31 protein-coding genes are annotated in these 24,178 nt (G+C 71.3%); 9 read left to right on the forward strand and 22 right to left on the reverse strand.

Annotation, left to right across the window (positions count from 1 at the left end; all coding sequences use genetic code 11):
- Positions 1-71 precede the first annotated feature (71 nt).
- From MJ604_RS24345 to MJ604_RS18345, 3 genes are read right to left on the reverse strand one after another with little or no spacing between them, the layout of a single operon-like run.
- Positions 72-1,253, reverse strand: a complete 1,182-nt coding sequence (locus MJ604_RS24345; RefSeq protein WP_243060032.1) for an NADH:flavin oxidoreductase — start codon at positions 1,251-1,253, stop codon at positions 72-74.
- On the reverse strand, positions 1,250-1,672 hold the full coding sequence (locus MJ604_RS18340) for a hypothetical protein (protein WP_243060033.1): 423 nt from the start codon (positions 1,670-1,672) through the stop codon (positions 1,250-1,252). Before MJ604_RS18340 ends, MJ604_RS24345 begins: the two co-directional genes overlap by 4 nt.
- On the reverse strand, positions 1,669-2,025 hold the full coding sequence (locus MJ604_RS18345) for a hypothetical protein (protein WP_243060034.1): 357 nt from the start codon (positions 2,023-2,025) through the stop codon (positions 1,669-1,671). The genes MJ604_RS18340 and MJ604_RS18345 overlap by 4 nt, the downstream gene beginning before the upstream one ends.
- Before the next feature lie 16 nt (positions 2,026-2,041).
- Between MJ604_RS18345 and MJ604_RS18350 the strand changes: the two genes are divergently transcribed.
- Both MJ604_RS18350 and MJ604_RS18355 read left to right on the forward strand, forming a co-directional pair.
- A complete protein-coding gene (locus tag MJ604_RS18350; RefSeq protein WP_243060035.1) occupies positions 2,042-2,809 on the forward strand; it encodes a putative protein N(5)-glutamine methyltransferase in 768 nt (255 codons plus the stop codon).
- A 2-nt stretch (positions 2,810-2,811) separates the two neighbouring features.
- Complete coding sequence (locus MJ604_RS18355; RefSeq protein ID WP_243060036.1) at positions 2,812-3,576, forward strand: MBL fold metallo-hydrolase; 765 nt, start codon at positions 2,812-2,814, stop codon at positions 3,574-3,576.
- Here MJ604_RS18355 and MJ604_RS18360 read toward each other — a convergent pair.
- Both MJ604_RS18360 and MJ604_RS18365 read right to left on the reverse strand, forming a co-directional pair.
- Positions 3,573-4,628 carry an endonuclease/exonuclease/phosphatase family protein gene (locus MJ604_RS18360; protein WP_243060037.1) on the reverse strand — a complete coding sequence of 352 codons (1,056 nt, stop codon included), beginning with the start codon at positions 4,626-4,628 and terminating at the stop codon, positions 3,573-3,575. The two genes, MJ604_RS18355 and MJ604_RS18360, sit on opposite strands and share 4 nt — an antisense overlap.
- A 96-nt stretch (positions 4,629-4,724) precedes the next feature.
- Positions 4,725-5,195: a ribonuclease H gene (locus MJ604_RS18365; protein ID WP_243060038.1), complete on the reverse strand. Its 471-nt coding sequence runs from the start codon at positions 5,193-5,195 to the stop codon at positions 4,725-4,727.
- Between the two features lie 33 nt (positions 5,196-5,228).
- Here MJ604_RS18365 and MJ604_RS18370 point away from each other — a divergent pair, with 33 nt between their 5' ends.
- The gene (locus tag MJ604_RS18370; protein WP_243060039.1) at positions 5,229-5,648 is read left to right on the forward strand and encodes a DUF6314 family protein; all 420 of its coding nucleotides are present in this window, start codon (positions 5,229-5,231) and stop codon (positions 5,646-5,648) included.
- Between the two features lie 27 nt (positions 5,649-5,675).
- On the opposite strand, the gene MJ604_RS18375 is transcribed toward MJ604_RS18370, so the two are convergent.
- Together MJ604_RS18375 and MJ604_RS18380 are read right to left on the reverse strand one after the other, a co-directional pair.
- A complete protein-coding gene (locus MJ604_RS18375) occupies positions 5,676-5,855 on the reverse strand; it encodes a hypothetical protein (protein ID WP_243060040.1) in 180 nt (59 codons plus the stop codon).
- A gap of 32 nt (positions 5,856-5,887) precedes the next feature.
- Positions 5,888-6,307 (reverse strand): hypothetical protein, encoded by a 420-nt coding sequence (locus MJ604_RS18380; RefSeq protein ID WP_243060041.1) that lies wholly within the window; start codon positions 6,305-6,307, stop codon positions 5,888-5,890.
- A gap of 227 nt (positions 6,308-6,534) precedes the next feature.
- On the opposite strand from MJ604_RS18380, the gene MJ604_RS18385 reads away from it, so the two are divergent.
- On the forward strand, positions 6,535-7,764 hold the full coding sequence (locus MJ604_RS18385; protein ID WP_243060042.1) for a hypothetical protein: 1,230 nt from the start codon (positions 6,535-6,537) through the stop codon (positions 7,762-7,764).
- A gap of 6 nt (positions 7,765-7,770) precedes the next feature.
- The gene (locus MJ604_RS24350) at positions 7,771-8,400 is read left to right on the forward strand and encodes a PaaI family thioesterase (RefSeq protein WP_243060043.1); all 630 of its coding nucleotides are present in this window, start codon (positions 7,771-7,773) and stop codon (positions 8,398-8,400) included.
- Here MJ604_RS24350 and MJ604_RS18395 read toward each other — a convergent pair.
- Complete coding sequence (locus tag MJ604_RS18395) at positions 8,375-9,601, reverse strand: NAD(P)-binding domain-containing protein (protein ID WP_243060044.1); 1,227 nt, start codon at positions 9,599-9,601, stop codon at positions 8,375-8,377. The genes MJ604_RS24350 and MJ604_RS18395 overlap by 26 nt on opposite strands.
- Positions 9,594-10,145: an OsmC family protein gene (locus MJ604_RS18400; RefSeq protein WP_243060045.1), complete on the reverse strand. Its 552-nt coding sequence runs from the start codon at positions 10,143-10,145 to the stop codon at positions 9,594-9,596. The genes MJ604_RS18395 and MJ604_RS18400 overlap by 8 nt, the downstream gene beginning before the upstream one ends.
- 82 nt (positions 10,146-10,227) lie before the next feature.
- Here MJ604_RS18400 and MJ604_RS18405 point away from each other — a divergent pair, with 82 nt between their 5' ends.
- Genes MJ604_RS18405 through MJ604_RS18415 form a run of 3 tightly spaced genes read left to right on the forward strand, consistent with a single transcriptional unit; the run spans position 10,228 to position 13,210 of the window.
- Positions 10,228-11,427 (forward strand): homoserine O-acetyltransferase, encoded by a 1,200-nt coding sequence (locus MJ604_RS18405; protein ID WP_243060046.1) that lies wholly within the window; start codon positions 10,228-10,230, stop codon positions 11,425-11,427.
- Positions 11,424-12,731: an O-acetylhomoserine aminocarboxypropyltransferase/cysteine synthase family protein gene (locus tag MJ604_RS18410; RefSeq protein ID WP_243060047.1), complete on the forward strand. Its 1,308-nt coding sequence runs from the start codon at positions 11,424-11,426 to the stop codon at positions 12,729-12,731. The genes MJ604_RS18405 and MJ604_RS18410 overlap by 4 nt, the downstream gene beginning before the upstream one ends.
- Positions 12,728-13,210, forward strand: coding sequence for a CoA-binding protein (locus MJ604_RS18415; protein ID WP_243060048.1), 483 nt, complete (start codon positions 12,728-12,730; stop codon positions 13,208-13,210). Before MJ604_RS18410 ends, MJ604_RS18415 begins: the two co-directional genes overlap by 4 nt.
- Before the next feature lie 37 nt (positions 13,211-13,247).
- On the opposite strand, the gene MJ604_RS18420 is transcribed toward MJ604_RS18415, so the two are convergent.
- The 10 genes from MJ604_RS18420 to MJ604_RS18465 form a co-directional block, all read right to left on the reverse strand.
- On the reverse strand, positions 13,248-13,619 hold the full coding sequence (locus tag MJ604_RS18420) for a carboxymuconolactone decarboxylase family protein (protein WP_243060049.1): 372 nt from the start codon (positions 13,617-13,619) through the stop codon (positions 13,248-13,250).
- Complete coding sequence (locus tag MJ604_RS18425) at positions 13,612-14,457, reverse strand: NAD(P)-dependent oxidoreductase (protein WP_243060050.1); 846 nt, start codon at positions 14,455-14,457, stop codon at positions 13,612-13,614. The genes MJ604_RS18420 and MJ604_RS18425 overlap by 8 nt, the downstream gene beginning before the upstream one ends.
- Positions 14,454-15,185 (reverse strand): SDR family oxidoreductase, encoded by a 732-nt coding sequence (locus MJ604_RS18430; protein ID WP_243060051.1) that lies wholly within the window; start codon positions 15,183-15,185, stop codon positions 14,454-14,456. The genes MJ604_RS18425 and MJ604_RS18430 overlap by 4 nt, the downstream gene beginning before the upstream one ends.
- A 96-nt stretch (positions 15,186-15,281) precedes the next feature.
- Positions 15,282-16,733 carry an aldehyde dehydrogenase gene (locus MJ604_RS18435; protein ID WP_243060052.1) on the reverse strand — a complete coding sequence of 484 codons (1,452 nt, stop codon included), beginning with the start codon at positions 16,731-16,733 and terminating at the stop codon, positions 15,282-15,284.
- Positions 16,730-17,335 (reverse strand): hypothetical protein, encoded by a 606-nt coding sequence (locus MJ604_RS18440; RefSeq protein WP_243060053.1) that lies wholly within the window; start codon positions 17,333-17,335, stop codon positions 16,730-16,732. The genes MJ604_RS18435 and MJ604_RS18440 overlap by 4 nt, the downstream gene beginning before the upstream one ends.
- Complete coding sequence (locus tag MJ604_RS18445) at positions 17,332-17,538, reverse strand: ferredoxin (RefSeq protein WP_243060054.1); 207 nt, start codon at positions 17,536-17,538, stop codon at positions 17,332-17,334. Before MJ604_RS18445 ends, MJ604_RS18440 begins: the two co-directional genes overlap by 4 nt.
- A 112-nt stretch (positions 17,539-17,650) precedes the next feature.
- Positions 17,651-18,985 (reverse strand): cytochrome P450, encoded by a 1,335-nt coding sequence (locus MJ604_RS18450; RefSeq protein WP_243060055.1) that lies wholly within the window; start codon positions 18,983-18,985, stop codon positions 17,651-17,653.
- A complete protein-coding gene (locus tag MJ604_RS18455) occupies positions 18,982-19,758 on the reverse strand; it encodes an SDR family oxidoreductase (protein ID WP_243060056.1) in 777 nt (258 codons plus the stop codon). The genes MJ604_RS18450 and MJ604_RS18455 overlap by 4 nt, the downstream gene beginning before the upstream one ends.
- A gap of 61 nt (positions 19,759-19,819) precedes the next feature.
- Positions 19,820-21,037 (reverse strand): cytochrome P450, encoded by a 1,218-nt coding sequence (locus MJ604_RS18460; RefSeq protein WP_243060057.1) that lies wholly within the window; start codon positions 21,035-21,037, stop codon positions 19,820-19,822.
- Between the two features lie 70 nt (positions 21,038-21,107).
- Positions 21,108-21,635: a TetR/AcrR family transcriptional regulator gene (locus MJ604_RS18465; protein ID WP_243060058.1), complete on the reverse strand. Its 528-nt coding sequence runs from the start codon at positions 21,633-21,635 to the stop codon at positions 21,108-21,110.
- Between the two features lie 54 nt (positions 21,636-21,689).
- On the opposite strand from MJ604_RS18465, the gene MJ604_RS18470 reads away from it, so the two are divergent.
- Entirely contained in the window at positions 21,690-22,184 is a 495-nt protein-coding gene (locus MJ604_RS18470; RefSeq protein WP_243060059.1) for a nuclear transport factor 2 family protein, read from the forward strand.
- On the opposite strand, the gene MJ604_RS18475 is transcribed toward MJ604_RS18470, so the two are convergent.
- The 3 genes from MJ604_RS18475 to MJ604_RS18485 are packed head-to-tail and all read right to left on the reverse strand — an operon-like array spanning position 22,181 to position 24,167.
- Entirely contained in the window at positions 22,181-22,984 is an 804-nt protein-coding gene (locus MJ604_RS18475) for a glucose 1-dehydrogenase (protein WP_243060060.1), read from the reverse strand. The two genes, MJ604_RS18470 and MJ604_RS18475, sit on opposite strands and share 4 nt — an antisense overlap.
- Positions 22,981-23,775, reverse strand: a complete 795-nt coding sequence (locus MJ604_RS18480; protein ID WP_243060061.1) for an SDR family oxidoreductase — start codon at positions 23,773-23,775, stop codon at positions 22,981-22,983. The genes MJ604_RS18475 and MJ604_RS18480 overlap by 4 nt, the downstream gene beginning before the upstream one ends.
- Positions 23,776-23,792: 17 nt before the next feature.
- Complete coding sequence (locus MJ604_RS18485; protein WP_243060062.1) at positions 23,793-24,167, reverse strand: VOC family protein; 375 nt, start codon at positions 24,165-24,167, stop codon at positions 23,793-23,795.
- Positions 24,168-24,178: the final 11 nt, after the last annotated feature.

Consider the following 24,178-nt stretch of genomic DNA (forward strand, 5'->3'; position numbering starts at 1 on the left):
CGCTTGTAACGCGGGGTTGTGGCCACTAGGCACCCCGAAATAGCAGGGTCACCAGACTCCATAACCCCGCGTTACAGCTGGAGGGGCTCCGGCGCGATGACCGGGCACCGGGTGCCGGAGTAGATGGTGGGCATGCAGCGGTTGCAGTGGATGCAGACACCGGCGGCGGCCTTCTCGGACTGCAGCCGCGAGACCAGGTCGGGCTCGCGGAGCAGCGCGCGGCCCATCGCGACGAAGTCGAAGCCGTCGGCCATCGCCTGCTCCATCGTGGCCCGCTGGTTGATGCCGCCGAGCAGCATCAGCGGCATCGACACCGCCTCGCGGATCCGCAGCGCCTTGTCGCGGAAGTACGCCTCCTCGAACGGGTAGCGCTTCAGGAACCCGCGCCCCATCGGGGTCTTCATGCCGAAGCGCACCAGCGGCGGCATGGTGGCGGCGAACTCCGAGACCGGGGCGTCGCCGCGGAAGAGGTACATCGGGTTCATCAGCGACGAGCCGCCGCTGAGCTGGAGCGCGTCGAGGGTGCCGTCGGCGTCGAGCATGGCGGCGTACTCGATCGCCTCGTCGGTCGTCACGCCGCCCTTGAAGCCGTCCGAGACCGACACCTTCGCGGTGACCGCGACCGACGAACCGACCTCGTCACGTACGGCGCGCGCGACCTGGCGTCCGAGCCTGGCCCGGTTCTCGAGCGAGCCGCCCCACTCGTCCTTGCGGCGGTTGAGCCCCGGCGCGAGGAACGACGAGATCAGGTAGCTGTGCGCCATGTGCAGCTCGAGCACGTCGAACCCGGCACGCACCAGCAGCCGTGCAGCCGTCACGTAGTCCTGCGTGATCCGCGCGAGATCAGCAGACGACGCCGACCTGATCATCTGCATGGAGAGGGGTGACGGCATCCGCGAGGCCGCGAGCGCGTGGACGCCGTTCGAGCGGCCGTTCGCGACCGGGCCGGCATGGCCGACCTGCCCGGCGATCGCGGCGCCTGTCTCGTGGATCGCGTCCGTGAGGCGTGTCAGCCCGGCCAGCGAGTGCTCCCCCACCACGATCTGCTCGCGGTGCGTCCGGCCCTCCGGCGCGACCGCGAGGTAGGCCACCGTGGTGATGCCGACCCCGCCCCGGGCCGGGCCGAGGTGGTAGTCGATCAGCGCGTCGGTCACCTGCCCGTCGGGCGCGCGCCCCTCGAAGGTGGCCGCCTTGACGGTCCGGTTGCGCAGCTGAACCGGCCCGAGCGTGGCGGGCGCGAAGACGTCGGTCACGCCCCCGAATCTAGAACACGTTCCTCTTTTGGCCCAGCCTTCTGCCGTCGCAGCCACACCAGGCCGGCGATCGGCAGCGCGAGCGGCACGAACCCGTAGCCGATCCCGAAGTCCGACCACACCGACGGCTCGGGGAACCAGTCCGGCTCGACCAGCGACAGCACGCCGACGGCGAGCACCCCGCCGAGCTCGACCCACAGCATCACGCTGGCGAAGGCGGTCCGCCCCTCCGACGCCGACCGGATGGCGTACCAGCCCAGGGCGTACGTCACGGCCGCGACCAGCGACAGCCAGTACGCGACGGGGGCGTCGTCGTACTGCGTGGTCAGCTGCACGAGCGCGCGGGCGCCGGCCGCGAGGGTGAACAGCGCGTAGAGCGCGAGGAGCACCTTGTGCGGGCCGGAGCGGGGCTCGCTCACGCGGTCATCTCCAGGCGTACGACGAGCACGCCGACCGCGATCGCCGCGACCGCGACGACGGCCGACGACCACACCGCGCGGTCACCCTCGATCGACTTCATCGCGATCGGGAGCACACACACCGAGGCCAGCAGATAGCCGACGTACGTCGACGTCGAGTCCGGCCCGTCGCCGGAGAACGCCGACAGCCCGGCCAGCGCGCGGAACGCCAGCAGCAGCTCGAGCATCCACACCATCTGGTCCAGCCAGCGCGGCCGCTCGCCGCGACGCAGCGCGACGACGAGCGCCAGGATCGTGACCAGGGCGGCGTACCCGACCACGATGTAGGTGATCTGGGTCGACACGCTCGGCATGGCAGCATCATCCGCCATGCACCCCGACCTTCTCGCGGCCACCCTCCGCGCCGCCGGCTGCGTGTTCGCCGAGGAGGAGGCCGAGCTGCTGCTCCGGGAGGCGCCGGACGAGGCCGCGCTCGAGGCGATGGTCGAGCGCCGGGTCGCCGGCGAGCCGCTCGAGCAGGTGGTCGGGTTCGCGGAGTTCCTCGAGCAACGGGTCCTCGTCGCGCCGGGGGTCTTCGTGCCCCGGCTCCGCACCACGCTCCTCGCCCGCAAGGCCCGCGACCGCTTGAGCGCGGGCGACATCGCCGTGGACCTGTGCTGCGGGACGGGGGCCATCGCGGTGCTGCTGCGCGCCGCCGTGCCGGGCGCGGACGTCTACGCGTCCGACATCGACCCCGCCGCCGTCGCCTGCGCGCGGCGCAACCTGCCGCCCGACCGGGTGTTCGAGGGAGACCTGTACGACGCGCTGCCCGGCCACCTCCGCGGCCGGGTGACGGTCGTGGTCGCGAACGCGCCGTACGTCCCGACCGCGGCGATCGCGACGATGCCGCCGGAGGCGCGCGACCACGAGCACCGGGTCGCCCTGGACGGCGGCGCCGACGGACTCGACCTGGCGCGCCGGGTCGTGGCCGGCGCGTCCGAGTGGCTGGCGCCGGGCGGGCACGTGCTGGTCGAGACCAGCGCGGCCCAGCGCGACGTGCTCGCCGCCCATGTCGCCGCGGCGGGCCTGGCCCCGACGTCGGTCAGCGCGGACGACGTCGACGGCAACCTGGTGATCGGCACCCGCACTAGAGTCTGATCGTGAGCACCGGTGACCTCGCCTTCACGTGGTGGGGCCATGCCTCGGTGACCGTCGAGATCAGCGGCGTCCGGGTCGCGCTCGACCCGCTGTTCACCGACCGGCTCGCGCACCTGAAGCGGTACGCCGCCAGCCCTGCGGAGCATGCCTGGGACGCCGACGTCGTCGTGGTCTCGCACCTGCACGCCGACCACCTGCACCGCGGGTCCCTCAAGCGCTTCGGGACCGACGTGCCGTTCGTGATCCCGAAGGGCGGCGAGTCGCTGCTCGCCCGCCACCACCCCGAGCGGGTCCGCGGCGTCGTGCCCGGCGACGTGCTCGACGTCGCCGGCGTCCGGATCACCGTGCTGCCCGCGACCCACGAGGGCCGCCGCGGCCCCCAGTCCAAGGCGGTCGGGCCGGCGCTCGGCTTCCGGGTCGACGCCGGCGGGCGCTCGTTCTGGTTCCCCGGCGACACCGAGCTGCGCGAGGACATGGCCGACGTCGGCCGCGTCGACCTGGCCCTGGTGCCGATCGGCGGCTGGGGACCGACGCTCGAGGACGGCCACATGGACCCGGTCGACGGCGCCCGCGCGGTCGGCCTGGTCGGCGCGACCACCGTCGTACCCGTGCACTGGGGGACGTTCTGGCCGGTCGGCATGCAGTCGCTCAAGCGCGCCAACCACGAGCTGCTGTTCCGGTCGCCGGGCCGCCGCTTCGTCGAGGCGATGGAGGGCGCGGAGGCGCAGGTCCTGCTCGCCGAGCACGGCGAGCGGGTCGAGCTCTAGCTCAGCCGCATCCGCGTGACCAGCGCGTTGTGGTCGCTGTACAGGCCGCCGAGCACCCACTGCTTGGTGAACCGGATGCGCCCGGAGTCGTACGCCGCTCGGTTCGCCCAGACGTAGTCGATGCGGCGGCCGTTCTCCGGGAACGTCGCCGAGACCTCGCGGCCGAGCCGCTGGTACGACGAGGTCGCGACGTCACCGAGCGCCCGGACCGGCCCGCCCGGCGGCTGGTAGCGCGAGTCGGCGCCCGCGTCGAAGTTGAAGTCGCCGGTCGCGACCACCCAGCGGCCCTGCGCCTGCCCGATCGCCTGCGCCAGGCGGCCGAGCTGGCGGCGGGCGCGGAGCGTGTTGATCGTGGGCGTCCAGTGACCGGGGCGGTCGAGGTCCTCGATCGCCCAGGGCAGGTGGGTGTTGAGCACGGTCAGCAGTCGGCCGGTGGCACGGTGCTTCAGCGTGACGACCGCGACCTGGCGGTTGGGGAACGGGTAGCGGCCGACCTTCGCGCTGACGCCGCGCGCGGCCTTGATCTGCCGCGCGGAGACGAGCTTGAAGGTCGAGGTGCGCCAGGAGACGGCGAGCTCGGTGGTCCGGTTGCCCACGCTGAACGTCCTGGTGTCCCAGCCGCGCAGGCCGCGCAGCACGTGCGGGAACGGGAACGCCTCCTGCCAGCCGACGACGTCGACCCCGGGCTGCCCGGTCAGGGCGCGGGCGTCGTGCTCGGCCTGCGCCGAGGAGAGCTGCCGGTACATGTTGAAGCTGGCGACGCCGACCTCGACCGGCTTCAGCGTCACCGGCTTGAGCCCTGAGGACGCGACACCGCCGCGCGCCGGCGGCAGCACCTGCCGGCGGATCAGCTGCGGCTCCAGGAACCGCGGCGAGACGACGTACGACGTGGCCGCGGTCAGCTCGGCCTTCGACTCCGCCGGCTCGTGGTCGAGGAACGGCGCGACCAGCAGGCCGAGCAGGGTGACGAGGATCAGCCACGGAGGCGGACCCGCCCAGTGGGACTGTTTTCGGGCAGGCGAAGGCGCGTCACGACGTCCGAGTCGGACCACGCGGCTTCCCCTCCGTGGGTCTGATTGGCTGAACGGTCACGCTAGCCACACGAGTCACGTGTGCCCCGGAGGCCACGCCGATGCGGGCGGAACCTCTCAGCTGCCGGACTTGCAGGCGGCCACCGCGAGGCGGTCGACGAAGTCGTTCATCACGTGCCCTGAGTGCCCCTTCACCCAGGCGAACGCGACGTCGCCGCGGTCCTGGAACAGCTCGACGAACGGCTCCCAGAGGTCCCGGTTCGCGACCGGCTGCCGGGCGCTGTTGGTCCACCCGCGCGCGAGCCAGCCCTGCCACCACGCGTCGCGGAAGCAGTTCACGACGTACGTCGAGTCGCTCACCACGAGCAGCGGCCCGTCGAGCGCCCGCACCGCTTCGTAGGCCGCCTTGATCTCCATCCGCTGGTTGGTCGAGGCGGCCTCGTGCCCCGACATGTACACGGACTTGTCGACCGCCCAGGCCCAGCCACCCGGGCCCGGGTTGCCCGCGCACGCGCCGTCGGTGAACACCTCACGGGCGCCGGCGGGGACGGGCATGGCGGGGCGCGGGGCGCGCTTGCGGGGAGGCACCGGAGCACCCTTCCACACGGGTACTTTCGGGACATGACCGACCCGACGACGCCGCTGGGGCTGCTGGGCACCTGGACGCTGACCCGCGAGGTCGACGACCGGCTCGCCGGCGAGAGGCGGGACGTCGCCGGTACGGCGACCCTCGCGCTCGAGACACCGGACCGGGTCCGGTGGAGCGAGGAGGGCGTGATGACGTGGGGCGGGCGCAGCGTCCCCGTGAGTCGCACGCTGTTCGTCGTCCGCACCGACGAGGCGTGGGACGTGCACTTCGAGGACGGGCGGCTGTTCCACCCCTGGGCGGTCGGCGCCTGGGTGGACCACCCGTGCGCCCCCGACCACTACCGCGGGCTCATCGAGGTCGGGACCGGCGGCTGGACCGTCGAGTGGCAGGCGCGCGGTCCCGAGAAGGACTACGTGATGCGGACAGAGCACACCCGCGCCGAGGAGTCATGACTCCCCGGCGCGGATGAGGGCTCGCGATCAGGCGGCAACACGGGCGGACGACCGCTCCGTGGTGACCAGCACGACCGGGCGGGACCGGGGCGTGCGGGCGGCGTCGTAGGTGATCCGGGCGATGGTCGCGGTGGCCAGGCCGGCGGCGAGGCAGCCGAACACGAGGGCCGCGACGACGTACGGGGCGAAGGCGGACAGATCGAACATGGTGTGCTCCTTGGTGGGTGGGTGGGGTGCGGTCAGACGAAGGTGCGGTTGCGGAGCGCGAAGAGCTCCGGGTGGTTGAAGCCGGCGAAGACCTCGAGCTCGGACCGGTCGAGGTCGTCGCCGCGGAGCCGGCGCAGCAGGCCGGCGTAGCCGCAGTCGGCGGCCAGGGCGAGGACGAGCGTCTCGGCGCCGAAGCGGTCCAGCCAGGCCCACAGCGTGTGGGCGTCGATCTTCTGGCGGGCGATCCGGGTGAGGACGAAGTCGTGGTGGTGGGCAGGCAGCTCGTCGGCCAGGCGGCGCTCGACGTCGCCGAGGTTCACCAGGCCGGGGTGGCGGTTCACGTAGCGGCGGCGGCGCTCCTCGGAGCGTCCCGGGGTCGCGGTCGCGGTCGCCAGGAAGGCGATCGCGCCGGCGACGCTGACCGCGATGGCGGTCATCAGCATCAGGTTCATCAGGTGGTCCTGTCGGTCTCGGGAAGCGGTACCTCCCTCCAGAGGTTCGCCGGGGCGGTTGCTCCGACAGACAGGACTCTGGCCCCGCGCGCTTGAGGCTCACTGGGGCTGCGCTGGGACCCCGGCTGGGGCGGCACTGGGACCAGCACTGGGATCAGCACTGGGATCAGCACTGGGATCCCCGCTAGGACTTCCGCGCAACTGGAACGGGTTCTACTATTGGACACGTGTCCAGCCGCTACGCCAGCCTGTCCCGCGCAGAGCTCGCCACCCTCGTCCCGGAGCTGCTGCTGATCGGCCAGCTGATCGACCGCTCCGGCATGGCGTGGTGCATCTCGGCGTGGGGGCGCGAGGAGATGGCCCAGATCGCGATCGAGGAGTGGGCCGGGTCGAGCCCGATCTACACCCGCCGGATGCAGAAGGCGCTGCGCTACGAGGGCACCGACGTCGTCACGATCTTCAAGGGGCTGCAGCTCGACATCGGCGCGCCGCCGCAGTTCATGGACTTCCGGTACGACGTGCAGGACCGCTGGCACGGGACGTTCCACCTCGACCACTGCGGCGCCCTCATGGACGTCGAGCCGATGGGCGAGGACTACGTGCGCTCGATGTGCCACGACATCGAGGACCCGACGTTCGACGCGACCGCGGTGGCGACCAACCCGCGGGCGCAGATCCGGCCGGTGCACCGCCCGCCGCGCATGCCCGCCGACCGCCACCCGCACTGCGCGTGGACGGTGATCATCGACGAGTCGCACCCGGCCGCGCAGCCGCTGGCGCCGTACTTCGTGATCGAGACGACCCGCGCCGCCACCGTCGAGCTCGACCCGATCGACCCCGCCGACGAGGGGGCCGCGGACTACTCCGGGCCGCTGCTGACCGACGTCGACTTCGCGGCGTTCTCCCACTCCGCGCTGGTGCGGATCGCCGACGAGGTGTGCCTGCAGATGCACCTGCTGAACCTGTCGTACGTGCACGCGGTCCGGCAGCGCTCGAGCGACGAGGCCCAGGCCGTCGAGATCGCCACCAAGCAGCTGGTGGGCGTCGCCGGCATCGCCGCCGAGCGGATCCACCGCGCCCTGGGACTGCCGGACACCGCGGCCGCCGCGATGCGGGTGCTCGAGCTGCACCCGCTGCTCAACCCGGCGGCGTACGTCGACGCGAGCATCGAGGGCTTCTCGCTCAGCGTCGAGCCGTCCGCCGCGACCGAGGACGGTGCGTGGATCGCGTTGTGCGGGCCGGCGAGCCCCGCGCCGCTGCAGGCGATCGTGCAGGCGATCGACCCGCACTTCGACGTCGAGGTCGACGACTACACCGACGCGCCCGGCTGGACCGCCACGCTGGTACGCCGCAACGAGCCCGCGAAGGAGCGCTCCGAGGTCGCCGTCACCCGCTTCAGCACCGGCGCCGCCTTCGCGTTCGAGCCGCGGCTCTCGCTGCCCATCACCCCGGTCTGAGCACGGGTGAGCATCGGCGAGTTCGTCCACGACGAGACCCCCACCAGCGAGATCGAGCGGCTCGAGGCGCTCTACCGGCCGCTGGCCGACGCGGTGCGCGACCTGGTCGACGCGACCATCCGCACCACGGTCGACGACGAGACGATCCGGCAGGCGCGGGCCGACGTGGAGGCGCTGGTCGCGCGGCTGCGCGCCCGCCAGCTCGACGGCCCGGCCGGCGTGCGGTTCAACTCCGAGGCGCGGGCGTGGAACTGGGGCAACGCGGTCGTCGGGCAGCGCAACGCCCTCGCTCCCCCGCTCGAGCTGGTGCGCGACGCCGACGGGCTCGTGCACGCCGACGTCGTGCTCGGAGCGGCGTACGAAGGACCGCCGGGGCTGGTGCACGGCGGCGTCTCCGCGCTGTTGCTCGACCACCTGATGGGCGAGACCGCGAGCGCCGGGCACAGCCGGGTGACGCTGACCGGCACGCTCACGATGCGCTACCGGCGCGGCACCCCGCTCGGGCCGCTGCGGCTCGAGGGGCGCATCGACCGGGAGGACGGCCGCAAGGTGTACGTCGTCGCGACGCTCGCCGACGCCGAGGGCGTGACCGTGGAGGCGGACGGCGTGTTCATCGTCCCGAAGTGGGCGTCCTGAGGTGGTCGACGAGGTGCTCGACGACCTCGCGCGCGTCGTCCTCGATCCCGTGGATGAAGGTCGACTTGCGGCGCCGGAGCACCGGTAGCCCGAGCGCGTAGAGACCGGGGCTGTCGACGACGCCCCCGTCGTGACGCAGCCGGCCCTTCTCGTCGACCACGGGCACGTCGAGCCACCCGTAGTCGGGGCGGTAGCCGGTGGCCCACACGATGGCGTCGACCTCGCCGTACTTCAGGTCGAGCTGCAGTCGGCTGGTGGCCGGCGCCCGCGTGGGCTCGGGACGCTCGCGGGCGCCGTCGTCCGCCCACGCGTCGAAGCCGTCGAGCAGCCGCTGCTGCTTGAGGTCCGCGAGCGCGAACACGTTGCGCAGGCCGCCGGAGAACAGGGCGGTGCCGTCGCGGACCGCCGACCAGCGGCCCACCAGGTCGACCCCGAGGTCGCTCAGCGCGTTGAGGTCGAGGGTCGCCCGCTCGGGGGTCCCGACCAGCTGGGGCGAGGGCAGCCGCCGGGCGCGCTCCAGGTCCTCGACCTCGTCGTACCGCTGGTCCCAGAGCCCCGACGCCTCCATCCACCAGAGCACGTCGCGGTCGCGATAGGTGCGCGGGAGGCGGGTGTGCTCCCCCACCGACAGCGTCACCGGCCGGCCGGAGCGCCGGATCTCGGCGGCGATCTGCACGCCGGTCGCGGAGGCGCCGACGACGAGCACCCGGCCGCCCGGGAGCGCATCCGGGCTGCGGTAGTCGAACGGCGTCAGCTGCAGCAGCGACCCGGGCACGCCGGCGGCGAAGGCCGGCACCGAGGGCCGGTTGCAGGCGCCGGTGGCGAGCACGACCGTCCGGGCACGCAGGACGCCCTCGTCCGTGACCACGTCGTACCCGTCGTCGGTACGCCGCACCGAGGTGACCGTGACGCCCGTCCGGACCGGCGCCGCACTGGCGGCCGCGAAGCCGTCGATGTGGTCGGCGACCTCGCCCGCCGTCATGTAGCCGTCGGGATCGGCGCCGGCGTACAGGTGACCCGGGAGCCGGCTCAGCCAGTTCGGCGTGAGCAGGCGGAGCGAGTCCCAGCGCTCGCGCCGCCACGAGTTCGCCACCGTCCCGCGCTCGAGCACCACGTGGTCGATCGAGCTCTTCCCGAGGAAGTGGCTCGCCGCCAGCCCGGCGTGGCCGGCGCCGATGACGACGGCAGCGTGGTCAGACAACCTCGACGGTCACGTCGGTCGGGTTGGTGAGCGCGTCGAAGACGGCCGAGCGCTTCTGGGACTGCGCGACCAGCGCCTCGATCTCCTGCGGGCTCGCGTCCGCGTCGATCTTGAAGCTCACCTTGACGTCGTTGAAGCCGTTGCGGACGTCGCTGTCCGCCCCGAGGATGCCGCGGATGTCGTGGTTGCCCTCGACCGTCGCCTCGACCGAGCGCAGCTGGATGCCGCGGTTCTGCGCCACCGACGCGACGCCGGCGCTCAGGCAGCTCGACAGCCCGACGAGGAGGTACTCGATCGGCGTGATGCCGTTGTCCTCGGCGGCGAAGACCGCAGGGTGGTCGGCGTCGAAGACGTGCTCGGCCTTGTGGCTCTGCTCCTCACCGAGACCGAAGAACGGCTGCACCTTGATCTGGGTGTGCACGCCGTTCTGCCACTGGGACGTCGCGCGCCACGTGAACTGCGCAGCCTCGGGGGCGCCCTTCAGCGCCTCGCGGGCGTCGAGCAGGGCCTGGACGTTGACGCCGTTGTCGCTCGTGACGGTCATGTCTGCTGTTCCCTTCACCGTTAATTGAGATGGTCGATTGGAATAGTAGACATTGAGTGGCTGCGCTGCCTAGCATCCGTCCATGGGTGCTACGACGACGCGCGCCGTCGGCTCGGTCGGAACGGTCCGCACCCAGTACGTCGAGCTCCCCGACCCGGTGCCGCTCGACTGCGGCCGCAGCCTCGACCAGGTCCGCATCGCCTACGAGACGTACGGCGAGCTGTCGCCCGCGCGCGACAACGTGATCCTGGTCTGCCACGCGCTCAGCGGCGACGCCCACGCCGCGGGTGTCGGGGAGGCCGCGACCGGGACGCGCGACGGCTTCGGCGCCGAGGACCGCGACGGGGCGGCCAGCGCGGCCCTGGGCTGGTGGGACGGGATGATCGGTCCCGGCAAGGCCTTCGACACCGACGAGTACTTCGTGGTCTCGACCAACCTGCTCGGTGGCTGCCGCGGCACCACCGGGCCGTCGTCGATCGACCCCGCCACCGGCACGCCGTACGGCTCGGGCTTCCCGGTCATCACCGTCGCCGACATGGTGCGCACCGAGCGCGCCTTCCTCGACGTGCTCGGCATCGACCGGCTGGCCGCGGTCGCCGGCGGGTCGCTGGGTGGGATGCAGGCGCTCGAGTGGGCGGTCAGCCGGCCCGACCAGGTCGACGCGATCGTCGTCATCGCCAGCACCCACGCGCTCCATCCGCAGGGCGTCGCGTGGAACGCGATCGCGCGCGAGGCGATCCGGGCCGACCCGGACTGGCAGGGCGGCGACTACCACGGCACCGGGCGGAAGCCCGATGCCGGCATGGGCGTCGCGCGCATGGTCGGGCACATCACCTACCTCTCCGCGCCCGCGCTCGAGGAGAAGTTCCACCGCCGGCTGCAGTTCGCCGACGACATCCGCTTCACGATCACCGAGCCGGAGTTCGAGGTCGAGAACTACCTGCGGCACCAGGCCGACTCGTTCGTGAAGCGCTTCGACGCGAACACCTACCTCTACACGTCGCGCGCCCTCAGTTACTTCGACCTGGCCCGCCAGTACGGCGGCGGCTCGCTCCAGCAGGCGCTCGCCGGGGTCGGCGCGCGGACCCTGCTCATCGCGTTCAGCTCCGACTGGCTGTACCCACCCGTCGCGTCCCAGGAGATCCACGATTCCCTGCAGGCACTGGGCAAACCCGTCGAGCTGCACGTGATCGACGCGCCGTACGGGCACGACTGCTTCCTGCTGGAGGAAGCCCGGCAGACGCCGCTGATCCGCGAGTTCCTGGCAGGAGACGGCTCATGAGCGAGGCGCGGGTCGAGGACGACCACGACTTCGGGTTCGAGACCCGGCAGCTGCACGCCGGCCAGCGCCCGGACCCGAACACGGGCGCCCGGGCGGTGCCGATCTTCCAGACGACCAGCTACGTGTTCGAGGACCCGGAGTCGGCCGCGGCGTACTTCAACCTGCAGGAGTACGGCAACACCTACTCCAGGATCATGAACCCGACGGTCGCGGTGTTCGAGGAGCGGGTGGCCAACCTCGAGGGCGGCGCCGGCGGGGTCGCGTTCGCCAGCGGCATCGGGGCCCAGGCCGCCGCGCTGTTCACGCTGCTGGAGCCCGGCGACCACCTCGTCTCGTCCCAGGCGCTGTACGGCGGAACGGTGAACCAGCTCAAGCACCTGCTGCGCAAGATGAGCGTCGAGCTCACCTGGGTCGACCCCGACGACCTCGACGCGTGGCGGGCGGCCGTGCGGCCGACGACGAAGGCGTTCTTCGCCGAGACGATCGGCAACCCGGCCGGCAACGTGCTCGACATCGAGGCCGTCGCCGCGATCGCGCACGAGCACGACCTGCCGCTCATCGTCGACAACACCTTCGCGACGCCGTACCTCTGCCGGCCGATCGAGTGGGGCGCCGACATCGTGGTCCACTCCGCGACCAAGTTCCTCGGCGGCCACGGCACCAGCATCGGCGGGGTCGTCGTCGAGGCCGGCACGTTCGACTGGTCGAACGGCCGCTTCCCCGTGATCGCGGACCCGTCGCCGGCGTACCACGGGCTCAAGTTCCACGAGACGTTCGGGACCTACGGCTACCTGATGAAGCTGCGCGCCGAGACCCTGCGCGACCTCGGGGCGGCGCTGTCGCCGTTCAACGCGTTCCTGTTCCTGCAGGGGCTGGAGACGCTGTCGCTGCGGATGGAGCGCCACGTCACGAACGCGCTCGCGGTGGCGTCGTACCTGGAGTCGCACGAGCTCGTGTCGAAGGTGACGTACGCCGGCCTGCCGAGCAGCAGCTACCGCCCCCTCGTCGAGAAGTACCTGCCTCTCGGGGCAGGTGCGGTCTTCTCGTTCGACTGCGCCGGCGGCCGCGACGCGGGCACCGGGCTGATCACCGGGCTGACCCTCTGGTCGCACCTCGCCAACATCGGCGACGCGAAGAGCCTGGTCATCCATCCCGCGAGCACCACGCACCGGCAGCTCAGCGACGCCGAGCTCGCCGCCGCCGGCGTCGGGCCCGGGACGGTGCGGCTCTCGGTCGGCACCGAGTCCGTCGACGACCTGGTCTGGGACCTCGACCAGGCGCTGCGGAAGGTGGCCTCGGCATGAGCGACCTCGGCCGCTACCAGGACCCGACGACGATCCAGCGCGTGCTGAACGGCGCGCGGACGATCGCGGTCGTCGGGCTGTCGAGCAACGAGCTGCGCGCGAGCTACTTCGTCGGGTACTACCTCCTGCGCCACGGCTACCGGGTGATCCCGGTGAACCCCCGCGAGACCGAGATCCTGGGCGAGCCGTCGTACGCGACCCTGGGCGACGTCCCGGTGCCGGTCGACGTCGTCAACGTCTTCCGCGCCCCGGACGCCCTGCCGGCGATCGCGGAGGAGACCGTCGCGATCGGTGCCGGCGCGCTGTGGTGCCAGTTCGGCGTGGTCAACGACGAGGGCAACCGGATCGCGGAGGACGGCGGCGTCTCCCTGGTCGTCGACCGCTGCATCAAGATCGAGCACGCCCGCTACGTGGGCCGGATGCACTGGCTGGGCTTCAACACCCAGCGGATCACGTCGGTGCGGACCGGGCTCCAGTAGGCAGGCCGACGGAGGCGCCGAGCGCCTCCGCCAGGAGTCAGCGCTTGGCCTTGGCGATCGTCTCCTCGACGATCTGGTTGACCCGCGAGCCGCTCGGCCAGCCGGCGTAGTGGCAGAGCAGGATCACGATCTCGCGCAGCTGCTGCTCGTCGAGCTCGCCGGCGGCGTACGCCGCGGGGATCTGGATCGTCAGCACGTCGTGGTGGTTGCCCCCGACGAGCAGCCCGATCAGCAGCAGCCGGCGGTCGCGGTCGGTGAGGCCCGGCCGGTTCCAGATGTCGGCGAACAGGTGGTCGGCGGTGTAGCGGAAGAAGTCGCCGGTCCCGTCGGTCATCTCGAAGCCGTAGACCTGCTCCATCCGCTCCAGGCCCTTGCGGCGGGCCTCCGGAAGATCGTCGAACTTACCCAAGGCCAAGCCCCTCCCTCAGACGCTCGAGCGACAGTCGCGCGAGCGGGACGTCCACACCCTGCTGGTCCGCGAGCTCGATCGCGAACGTCAGGTCCTTCTTGCCGAGCGCCCAGACGTGCTCGTACACGCCCATCCAGAAGTCACCCTCCTGGATCGGGCCGGCGGTGTCGCGCAGCATGATCGCGCCGGGGCCGCCGGTGACCTGGTCGGTGTGCCGGACCACCTTGCCGAGCTCGGCCACGTCGAGGCCCGACGCCTCGGCCAGCCGCTGCGCCTCGGTCGCGGCGGTGAACGCCACGAAGTGCATGAGGTTGCGGGCGAGCTTGAACTTCGTGCCCGCGCCGATCGGTCCCGCGTGGGTGATCAGCGACCCCGTCGCCTCGAGCGCGGGACGGGCCGCCTCGAACGCCTCGTCGCTGCCGCCCACCATGATCGCCAGCGTGCCGTCGGCCGCGCCCATCGCGCCGCCGCTGACCGGGGCGTCGACGACCTTGACCCCGTGCCGCGCCGCGGTGTCCGCCAGCTGCGCCGGCGTGCTCGGGGCGACCGTCGAGTGGATGACGACGGTCTGCCCGTCACCGGCGACACCGAGGATCTCACCGAGCACCTCGCGCACCTGGTCGTCGTCGCGCACCATCACGCAGACGACGTCGGAGCGCGCGGCCATCGCCGCGATGCTGGCCGCACCGCGGGCGCCGGCCCCCTCCAGCTCGGCGACCGGCTCGGGCATCACGTCGTACACCCACAGGTCGATGCCGTCGGCGGCCGCGAGCCGCAGCGCCATCGGCTTCCCGATGTTGCCCAGGCCGATGAACCCGACCCTGGTCACGTCGGTCATGGGCGGAACGTCTGTCCGCCGTCGACCGCGATGATCTGCCCGGTGACCCACGAGGACTCGTCGGAGAGCAGGAACAGGCAGGCGCCGACCATGTCCTCGGGCTGGCCCATCCGCTTCAGCGCGAGGCCCTTCACCAGCTCCTTGGCGGCGTCGCCGGCCTGGGTGCGGGTGGCCGCGGTGTCCGTCGGGCCGGGCGCGATCGCGTTGACGCGGATCTTCAGGCCGCCGAGCTCGTGGGCGAGCTGCTGGGTCAGGCCGTTCACCCCGACCTTGGCCAGGCCGTAGAAGCCGGAGTAGAGGTACGCCGCCGTGCTCGACTGGTTGACGATCGAGCCGCCGCCGCGCTTCTGGATCTCGGGGTAGACCGCGCGGGTCATCACGAGCGCGCCGTCCATGTTCACCGACATGAACTTCCGGTAGTAGTCCCAGTCCACGCTGATCAGCAGGTCGAACGCCATGTCGCCGTAGATCGCGGCGTTGTTGACGAGACCGTCGATGCCGCCGAACCGCTCGACCGTCGCGGCCACCAGCGCCGCTGCGTCCTCGTGCCGGGACACGTCGGTGCGCACGAACAGTCCGCCGATGTCGGCCGCGACCTTCTCCCCGGCCTCGACGTTGAGGTCGGCCACCACGACCGACGCACCCTCGGCCGCGAGCGCTCGCGCGTACGCCTCGCCGATCCCCTGCGCCGCGCCCGTGACGACGACGACCTTGTCCTTGAAACGCATGCTCGATCTCTCTCTCGTGTGAGTCGGTGGGGTAGTCCCTGACGTTTCCGGGGTTGATCCGGCTGAACGACCCCGGAAACGTCAGGGACTATCCGTTCAGGCGGGCTCGGCCACCGTCTTGGTCTCGAGGTACTCCTCGAAGCCCGCAACACCCATCTCCCGGCCGATGCCGGACTGCTTGTAGCCGCCGAACGGCGCGTCCGGGCTGAACCAGACGCCGCCGTTGACGGCGATCGTGCCGGTGCGGATCCGGGCGGCCACGGACTTGGCACGCTCCAGGTCGCCGGACTCGACCGACCCCGAGAGGCCGTACGCCGAGTCGTTGGCGATCCGCACCGCGTCGTCGTCACCGTCGTGCGGGATGACGACGAGCACGGGGCCGAAGATCTCCTCCCGCGCGAGCCGGCTGGAGTTGTCGAGGCCGGCGATCACGGTCGGCTGGATCCAGAAGCCGGCCTGGTCGATCACGTGGCCGCCGGTGGCGAACGTGCCGCCCTCCTCCTCGGCGAGCCTCAGGTACGCCTCGACGCGGTCGCGCTGGACGGCCGAGATCACCGGGCCGCAGATCGCGCCCGGGTCGGCCGGGTCCTTGGCGCCGATCGACTCCATCGTCGCGGCGGCGACCTGCACGGCCTCGTCGTACTTCTCGCGAGGTACGACGAGCCGGGTGGTGATCGCGCAGCCCTGGCCCGCGTGGATGCAGGCCGTGAACGCCGTCGCCCCAGCAGCAGAGCCGATGTCGGCGTCGTCGAGCACGATCGCGGCGGACTTGCCGCCGAGCTCGAGGAACACCTTCTTCAGCGTCGGCGCGGCGGCGGCCATGATCGCCTTGCCCACCTGGGTCGAGCCGGTGAACGACACCATGTCCACCCGCGGGTCGGTGGTCAGCATCGCCGCGACCTCGTTCGACCGCGGCGTCACGACGTTGAAGACACCGGCCGGGATGTCGGTGTGCTCGGCGACCAGGCGCCCGAGCTCGGCCGCCACCCACGGGGTGTCCGGCGCGGGCTTGAGCACGACCGTGCAACCGGCCGCCAGCGCCGGGCCGACCTTCGCGAGGTTGATCTGGGTCGGCACGTTCCACGGCGAGATCGCCGCGACGACGCCGACCGGCTCGCGACGCACGGTGCGGCGCGACGGGATGCCCATCGGCTTCGCGACGCCCAAGTCGGTCTCGAACTCGTAGGACTCCAGCAGGTCCGTGACCCACTTCAGCCCCTCGACGGGTACGTCGAAGCCGGCCGCACCCATCATGAAGCCGGGCATCCCGACCTCGGCCGTCGTCAGCTCCTTGAAGGACTCGCCGTTGTCGAGGAGCGCGGCGTGCAGCTGGCGCAGGCAGCGCAGCCGCAGCTCGGTGTTCGTCGACCAGTCGGTCTCGTCGAAGGCGCGGCGGGCTGCAGCGATCGCCCCCTCGACGTCCGCTGCGGTGCCGTCGGGCGCCACGCCGATCTCCTCGCCCGTGGCCGGGTTGAGGATCGGGTACGTCGCCGCAGCACCGACGAGCTTGCCGTCGATCAGCTGCTGGGCCGGAGGCGGCAGCGTCATTGCGGCTTCTCCTGCGTGACGAACTCCCCGGCCTCGACCGGCGGCGGCCACACCGTCGACGGGAGGTCCTCGGGCCGGTAGTGACCGGGCACCTCAAGACCGAAGACCTGCAGCCGCTTCATCAGCGTGTCCGGCGCCTTGCCCGACTTCACGACCCGGCCCATCGTGTGCGCCATCGCGCCGAAGTCGAACCAGTCGCGCTGCCACGAGAACTTCAGCTCCCCGTCGGGCTGCCGGGCGACGCCGAACCAGCTGCCGCCCAGGCCCGGGATCTCGAACTCCTTGCCGGTCGCGTCGTCGGTGATCCCCGCCCGCTGCTTCCAGAAGCCCACGATCATCGCGTTCTTCTCGTCGATCACCGTGGCCTGGTAGTCGTAGTGCCAGCCGTCGAAGCCGTCCATCTCGATGCCGATCGCCCAGTCACGGATCTGGTCGCGCCCGACCGCCATGAAGTGCTCGTCCGGCGTGAGCATCCAGCCGTACGTCGCGTCCTCGGCGTACCACTCCGCCATGACGCGCCAGTCGCCCGACTCCTCGGCCTTGCGGTTGATGTCGAGCCAGGTCTCCCAGAACCCCTCGATCTCTGCGCGGGTGAGACTCACTGTTCCTCCTCGATGGAAAGCGCCATGGCTGGGCAGTACTTCACGGCCGACTGCACGTCGGACCGCAGTGACTCGTCGGGGTGCTCCTGAAGCACCGTCACCAGGTCGGTGGTGTCGTCGAAGCCGAAGACGTCGGGGGCCTCGCCCTGGCACATCTGGTGCCCCTGGCAGAGCCCGAGGTCGGCGACGACGAGGTAGCTCATCGCACCGCTCCGCCGTGCGTCGAGCTTGTCGAGACCCCCGCACCCGAGGCGGGCGCGTCACGCTCGGGGGTCTCGACGACGCTCGCCAGCGCTCGCTGCTCGACCAACGTGCTCACTTCTGCCTCCGGCGGTACTTCACGCGGCAGGGCTGCTCGAGCTGGATGACCATCTTCGAGGTGTCGTCGCGGTACGACTCGGACGGCTGGGCCATCTCGAACTCGTAGTCGCGCAGGATCACCGAGAAGATCGCCTTCATCTGCATCATCGCGAACGCGTTGCCGACGCAGCGGTGCTTGCCGGCGCCGAACGGGATCCAGGTCCACCGGTTCTGCAGGTCCTCCTGGCGCGGGTCGATGTAGCGGCCGGGGTCGAACGCGTCCGGGTTCGGGAAGTCCTCGGCGATCCGGTTCGACACCCGCGGCGACGCGGCGACCACCGTGCCCGGCGGGATCGTGTGGCCGGCGAGCTCGATCTCCTCCTGCACGACGCGCATCAGGATGATCAGCGGCGGGTGCAGCCGCAGCGTCTCCTTGAGCGCCGACTCCAGGACCGGGATCGACCGCAGCGCCTGGAACGACACCTCGGAGCCGTCGGCGTACAGCTCGTCGAGCTCCTTGACGACGCTCGCCATCGTCTCCGGGTTCCGCATCAGCTCGATCAGCGCCCAGGACGCCGTGCCGGACGACGTGTGGTGGCCCGCGAACATCATCGAGATGAAGATGCCGGTGATGTAGTCGGCGGTCATGTCGATGGAGATCAGGACGTCGAGCAGGTCGCGGTCCTCGCGCGCGACCGTGCCGCGCTCCTTGCGGCGGTCGATGATCCCCTGCACCAGCTCGACGAGCTCCTCGCGCGCCGCGTCGCGGATCCGGAAGGACTCGATGTCCAGGTAGGGATCGACGTACGCCAGCGCGTCGGTGCCGCGCTCGAGGTCGTGGTAGTGGTGGGCGAACGACGAGTCGAGCTCCTCGCGGAACGGCTTGCCGATCAGGCACGCGGACGTCGTGTAGATCGTCAGCTCCGCGAACCAGTCGAGCAGGTCGATCTCGCCCTCGTCGCCCCAGTCGGCGACCATCCGGTTGATCTCGGCCTCGATGGTGGCGGCGTGCCCACGCATCATGTCGCCGCGCAGCGCCTGGTTCTTCAGCATCTGCTGGCGCTCCTCGGGCGAGGCGTCGAAGACCACGCCCTTGCCGAAGATCGGCGTCATGAACGGGTACGCCGCGGCCTGGTCGAGCGTCGAGTCCGGCGCCCGGAAGAACTGCTCCTGCGCCTCGGCTCCGTAGACGAGCACCACGTCCTTGTCGGCCAGCCGGAACCGGCCGATGTCGCCGCACTCGTCGTACACCCGCTGGAACAGGCCGATCGGGTCGACCCGCATCTCGGCGAGGTGGCCGTGGCCGTCGTCCGGGACGGCGTACGAGACTTCCTGGATCTGCTGGGTCATCGGTCCTCCACGGGAGCCTCGGGGGTCACTTCGACCAGGTTCAGGTGCACGCCGCGCGGTGCGGAGACGATCGTGCTGATCGCCTCGCCGATCGCCTGCGGCTTCAGGAAGTGCGGGTGCCGGGCGAAGCCGAAGTGCACCCAGTGGTTGAGCACGTCGGCGCCCTTCTCGGGGTCCCAGTCGGCGCCCATCTCGCTCCACGTGCCGCCGGGGCGCACGATCGACGCGCGCACGCCGGTGCCCTCGAGCTCCATCTGCATCGCGTGCGCCATGCCCTCGAGGCCCCACTTGCCGGCGGCGTACGACGACATGAACGGCCGCGCGCGGACGGCGACGTCGCTCGACACGAAGACCACGTCGCCGCGGCGGCGCTCGACCATGCCCGGCACGATCGCCTGCACCATCCGGTGTGCGCCCACGACGTTGAGGTCGAGCTCGCGGGCGAACCGCTCGCTGTCGACCTCGTGCACGATGCCCGGGCCGACCGCGCCCGCGTTGTTCACGAGGACCTCGATGTCGCCGAGGTCGGCCGACACGGCCTTCACGAACTCCTGGACCGAGCCGGCATCGGTGATGTCGAGCGCGTGGACCACGGCCTCGCCGCCGGCCTCGCGGATCGCGGTGGCGACCTCGTCGCACTTGTCGGTACGCCGCGCACCCAGCGCGACCGGGTAGCCGGCGGATGCCAGCACGAGCGCGGTCGCTGCGCCGATGCCCGACGAGGCGCCGGTGACGACGGCGGGGCGGCGCTCGGGTTGGAAGTACTTGCTCATCGGGGCCTCCGCGAGGTTGTTCGGAGGAGCGCAGCGGGGGAGAAGAACTTCGTGGGGTGAGTCATCGCGGGACCACCTGCATCGGCTCGACGGCGAAGCCGCGGACGTTGACCGAGTGGACGCGTCGGGAGGCGTCGTGGTCGACCTCGATCGACCGGGCCCGCTCCACCAGGGCGGTCAGCGCCACGCGTGCCTCGAGCCGGGCCAGGTTGGCGCCCAGGCAGAAGTGCCGGCCGCCACCGAAGGACAGGATCTTGGCCAGCTCGTCCTGGTCGCGGGTGATGTCGTACTCGTCGGGCCGGCTGAACACGGACTCATCCCGGTTGGCCGAGCCCAGGCAGAGCAGCAGCTTCGATCCTTGCGGGGCGACCCGTCCGTGCAGCTCGACGTCCTGCAGGAGGTAGCGCGCCAGCAGCTGGCTGGAGGTGTCGAACCGCAGCGTCTCCTCCACCCACGGAGCCACCAGGTCGGTGTTGCCGGCGCCGCCGAAGACGAGCTCTCGCTGATCGGGGTGCCGGGTGAGGTGGAAGGCCGCGTGACCGAGCAGCTTGGTCGTGGTCTCGTTGCCGGCGACGACCATGAGGAAGAGGAACGCGATGACGTCGTCGTCGCTCAGCCGCTCGCCGTCGATCTCTGCCTCGATCAGGGCGCTGGTGAGGTCGTCGCTCGGCTTCTTGCGCCGCTGGGCGACCATGTCCATGTAGTAGCCGACCAGCCACAGCGAGGCCTCGGCACCGGCCGGCGGCACGTCGTACACCCCGTCCTCGCGGTGCACGACGATGTCGGCCTGGCGACGCACCTCCGCGCGGTCCTCCTCCGGGACGCCCATCATCTCGGAGATGACGTCCATCGGGAGCCGGCCGGCGAAGTCGGCGATCCAGTCGAAGCTGCCCATCTCCAGGCACTCGCCGAGGTAGCGGTCGGTGAGCTCCTGGATGCGCGGGAGGAGGTTGTGCACCCGGCGCGGGGTGAAGCCTCGGGAGACCAGTGACCGCAGCCGGTTCTGGCGCGGCGGGTCCATCCCGAGGATCGACATCACCTTGTGGGCGTCGGGGCCCCAGGCGGACTTCTCGATGGCGACGCCGTACGAGTTCGAGTAGACGCTGTCGCTGCGCAGCGCCACCGCGATGTCCTCGTGGCGGGTCAGCGCCCACAGGTCGAGCTCCGGGTTGTGGTGCAGCGGCTCGTGCTCGCGCAGCCAGGCGTACACGGGATAGGGGTCGGCCTGGAACCCGTAGTCGTAGGGGTCCAGCACCGGACTGCTCTGCGCGACGGTCATGCGAGGTCCCTGCGGAGTGGTGGGATGGAGGAGCGAAGCGGGGGAAGCCCGAAATCTCGCGGAGTGCTCATCAGTTGCCCTTCATGATCACGGCGACGACGGAGTCGAGCCGGTCGGCCATCTCGGCGTAGGTCATCAGTCCCATCCCGGCCTGGAGCAGCGCGCCGGAGAACGCCAGTGCGAGCGCCTCGAGCACGGCGACGTCGGCCTTCGCGCCGAGTGCGTCGCGGAACCGGCGGACGAACTCCGAGCCGATGCGCAGCCGCAGCTCGTCGACCTCCGGGTCCGGGCCGAGCAGCGCCGGCGTGACCGCGGCCGCGAGCTCGGGCGCCTCGGCCAGCCGGTTCGCCAGGTTGCGGGTCACCGACCGCACCCGCGCGACGGCGTCGGCGCCCTCGGCCACCTGCTCGTCCTCGACCAGGAAGCGCCAGAACAGCTCGGCGTACAGCCGGTTCTTGGACTCGAGGTAGGTGTACGCCGTGGCCGACGAGACCCCCGCGCGCTGGGCCACCATCCGGATCGTCAGGGTCTGGTGCCCGACGGCACGCAGCTCCTCACGACCGGCCTCGAGGAGGCGCTCGGCGGTGGAGTTGGACACCTGTCCAATTTAGAACGTGTTCCCATTCCGGCGCAAGGCCCCTACAGTCCGGGCATGCCCACGTATGCGCGCACAGAGCTCGAGTCCGCGTTCCAGCACTACCAGGACGAGGTCGCGGGGATCGCCTCCAGCGGCGAGTGGTCGCGCTTCGCCGACCTCTTCACCGAGGACGCGACGTACGTCGAGCACGCGTACGGCACGTTCAACGGCCGCGAGCAGATCCGCGACTGGATCGTGCGCACGATGACGACGTTCCCCGGCAGCGAGATGCCGGGGTTCCCGATCGAGTGGTACGTCGTCGACGAGGAGCGCGGCCGGATCGTGTGCGAGGTCTGGAACGACCTGCGCGACCCCGGCGACGGCGCGCGCCACGGCGCCAGCAACCTGACGATCCTCACCTACGCGGGCGACAACCTGTGGTCGTGCGAGGAGGACGTCTACAACCCGGCGACGTTCCTGCGCGCCACCCGGAAGTGGGCCAAGGTCGCAGCGACCAACGGCGAGCTCGGCGCCGACGGTGAGGCGTGGCTGGAGATGTTCGCCCGCTAGCTCGACGGCTCGAGCGGCGGCACCGGGATGTCGAACGACGGCGCCGTCGTACCCCCGTCGACGCGCAGCACCACGCCGGTGACCCACGACGAGGCGGGTGACGCGAGGTAGAGCGCCGCGGCCGCGATGTCGCGCGGCTGGCCGATCCGGCCCATCGGGGTGTTCTGCTCGTACGTCGACCGCAGTGCGTCGTCGTTCATCACGAAGTCCATCGCCTGGGTGGCGACGCCGCCGACGCCGATCGCGTTGACCCGCACCGTCGGCGCGAGGTCCGCGGCGAGGTTCTGCGTGATCATGTTGAGCGCGGCCTTGCCGGCGCCGTACGCGAGCATCGAGGTCATCACCAGGTCGCCGGAACGCGAGGAGATGTTGACGATCGAGCCGCCACCCTGGGTGTCGACCATCGCCTGGGCCGCGAGCTTGCTGAGCAGGAACGGCGCGACCGCGTTGAAGTGCAGTGCGGTCGTGAGGTAGCGCTGCGACGTCTGCATGGCCGGGCGCGGCAGGCTGCCGCCGGCGTTGTTGACCAGGATCGACAGCCTGCCGAAGCGCTCGACCGTGGCCGTCACCAGCCGCTCGAGGTCCTCATCGACCATCACGTCGGCGACCACCGCGAGGCCGGCGCGGCCCGTCGCCTCGATCGCCCGGACGGTCTCGTCGAGGTCCGCCTGGGTGCGCGACGCGACCACGACGTCGGCGCCCGCCTCGGCGAACGCCACCGCGATCGCGCGGCCGATCCCGGCGCCGCCGCCGGTCACGATCGCGACCTGGTCGGTCAGCCGGAAGTCGTCGAGGATCACAGCGAGACCGCCTTCGCCATCTGCGCCTTGACGAACTTGATGGCCGTCTTCGGCATCACCTTGATCGCGATGCTCATCAGCCTCGCGTCGGCGCCGACGTAGATGTGCAGCCGGTCCCTCTCGATCCCGTCGACCATGATCCGCGCGGCCTTGTCGGGCGGGGTCATCCGGACGCTGCCCTCCTCGCCGGTGGGTGCGTCGACGCCGGAGTTCGTGGTGATCTCGGTGGCGATGGCACCGGGCATGATCACGGAGACAGCGACGTTCGTGTCGAGCAGCTCGGCGTACAGGCCCTCGGTGAACAGCTTCACCGCGGCCTTGCTGGCGCCGTACATCGTCTGGCCGGGGAACGGGAAGAAGCCGCCCATGCTCGCGACGTTCGCGAGGTGCGCCTCTGGCCGCTCGACGAGCAGCGGCAGGAACGCGCGGGTCATGTGCACGGTGCCCATCAGGTTGATGTCGAGGACCCGCCGGATCGCGGCGTCGTCGAGCTCGGTGACCGGCAGGAACGGCTGGATCACCCCGGCGTTGTTGAGCAGGCCGTCGACCGCGCCGTGCACCGCGACGACCGTGTCGGGCAGCGCCTCGACGCCGGACTGGTCGGTGATGTCGAGGACGTGCGTCGACAGCCGGTCGGGCGCACCCGCCAGCCGCGCGGTCTCCTCGAGCCCGGCCGCGCTCACGTCGACCGCGGCGACCCGGGCACCGCGGCCGAGCATCAGCAGCACCAGCTCCCGGCCCATCCCGTTGCCCGCGCCGGTGACCACCCAGACCTTGTCGCGAATCCGCATGGCGGGAGTATGGCGAACTAGCCCTTCGGCTCGAAGACCTCGACCAGGTTGCCGGCCGGGTCGGTCACCAGGACCTGGCGTCCGCCCGGACCCGAGACGACGTCGCTGCGGAACGGCACCCCGGCCGCGTCGAGCCGCTCCATCTCGGCCTCCAGGTCGTCGACCACGATGAGGATCCGGTTGCGCCCCGGCACGTTCATGTCGGAGGGCGTGGACCTCGCCCCCGAGCTCGGCGGCCCGGACACCAGCAGCCGGATCGGTCCGCGGACGACGTCCGCGAACGCCGGCGCGACGTTGCTGTTCACGCTGAACCCGAAGTGGGTCACGTAGAAGTCGACCGACGCCTGCACGTCGTCGACCACGTAGCGGATGGAGGCACGCTCGTCGGTCATGACTCCAGTGG

The organism is Nocardioides sp. SR21 (assembly GCF_022761125.1).
Taxonomy (GTDB): domain Bacteria; phylum Actinomycetota; class Actinomycetes; order Propionibacteriales; family Nocardioidaceae; genus Nocardioides.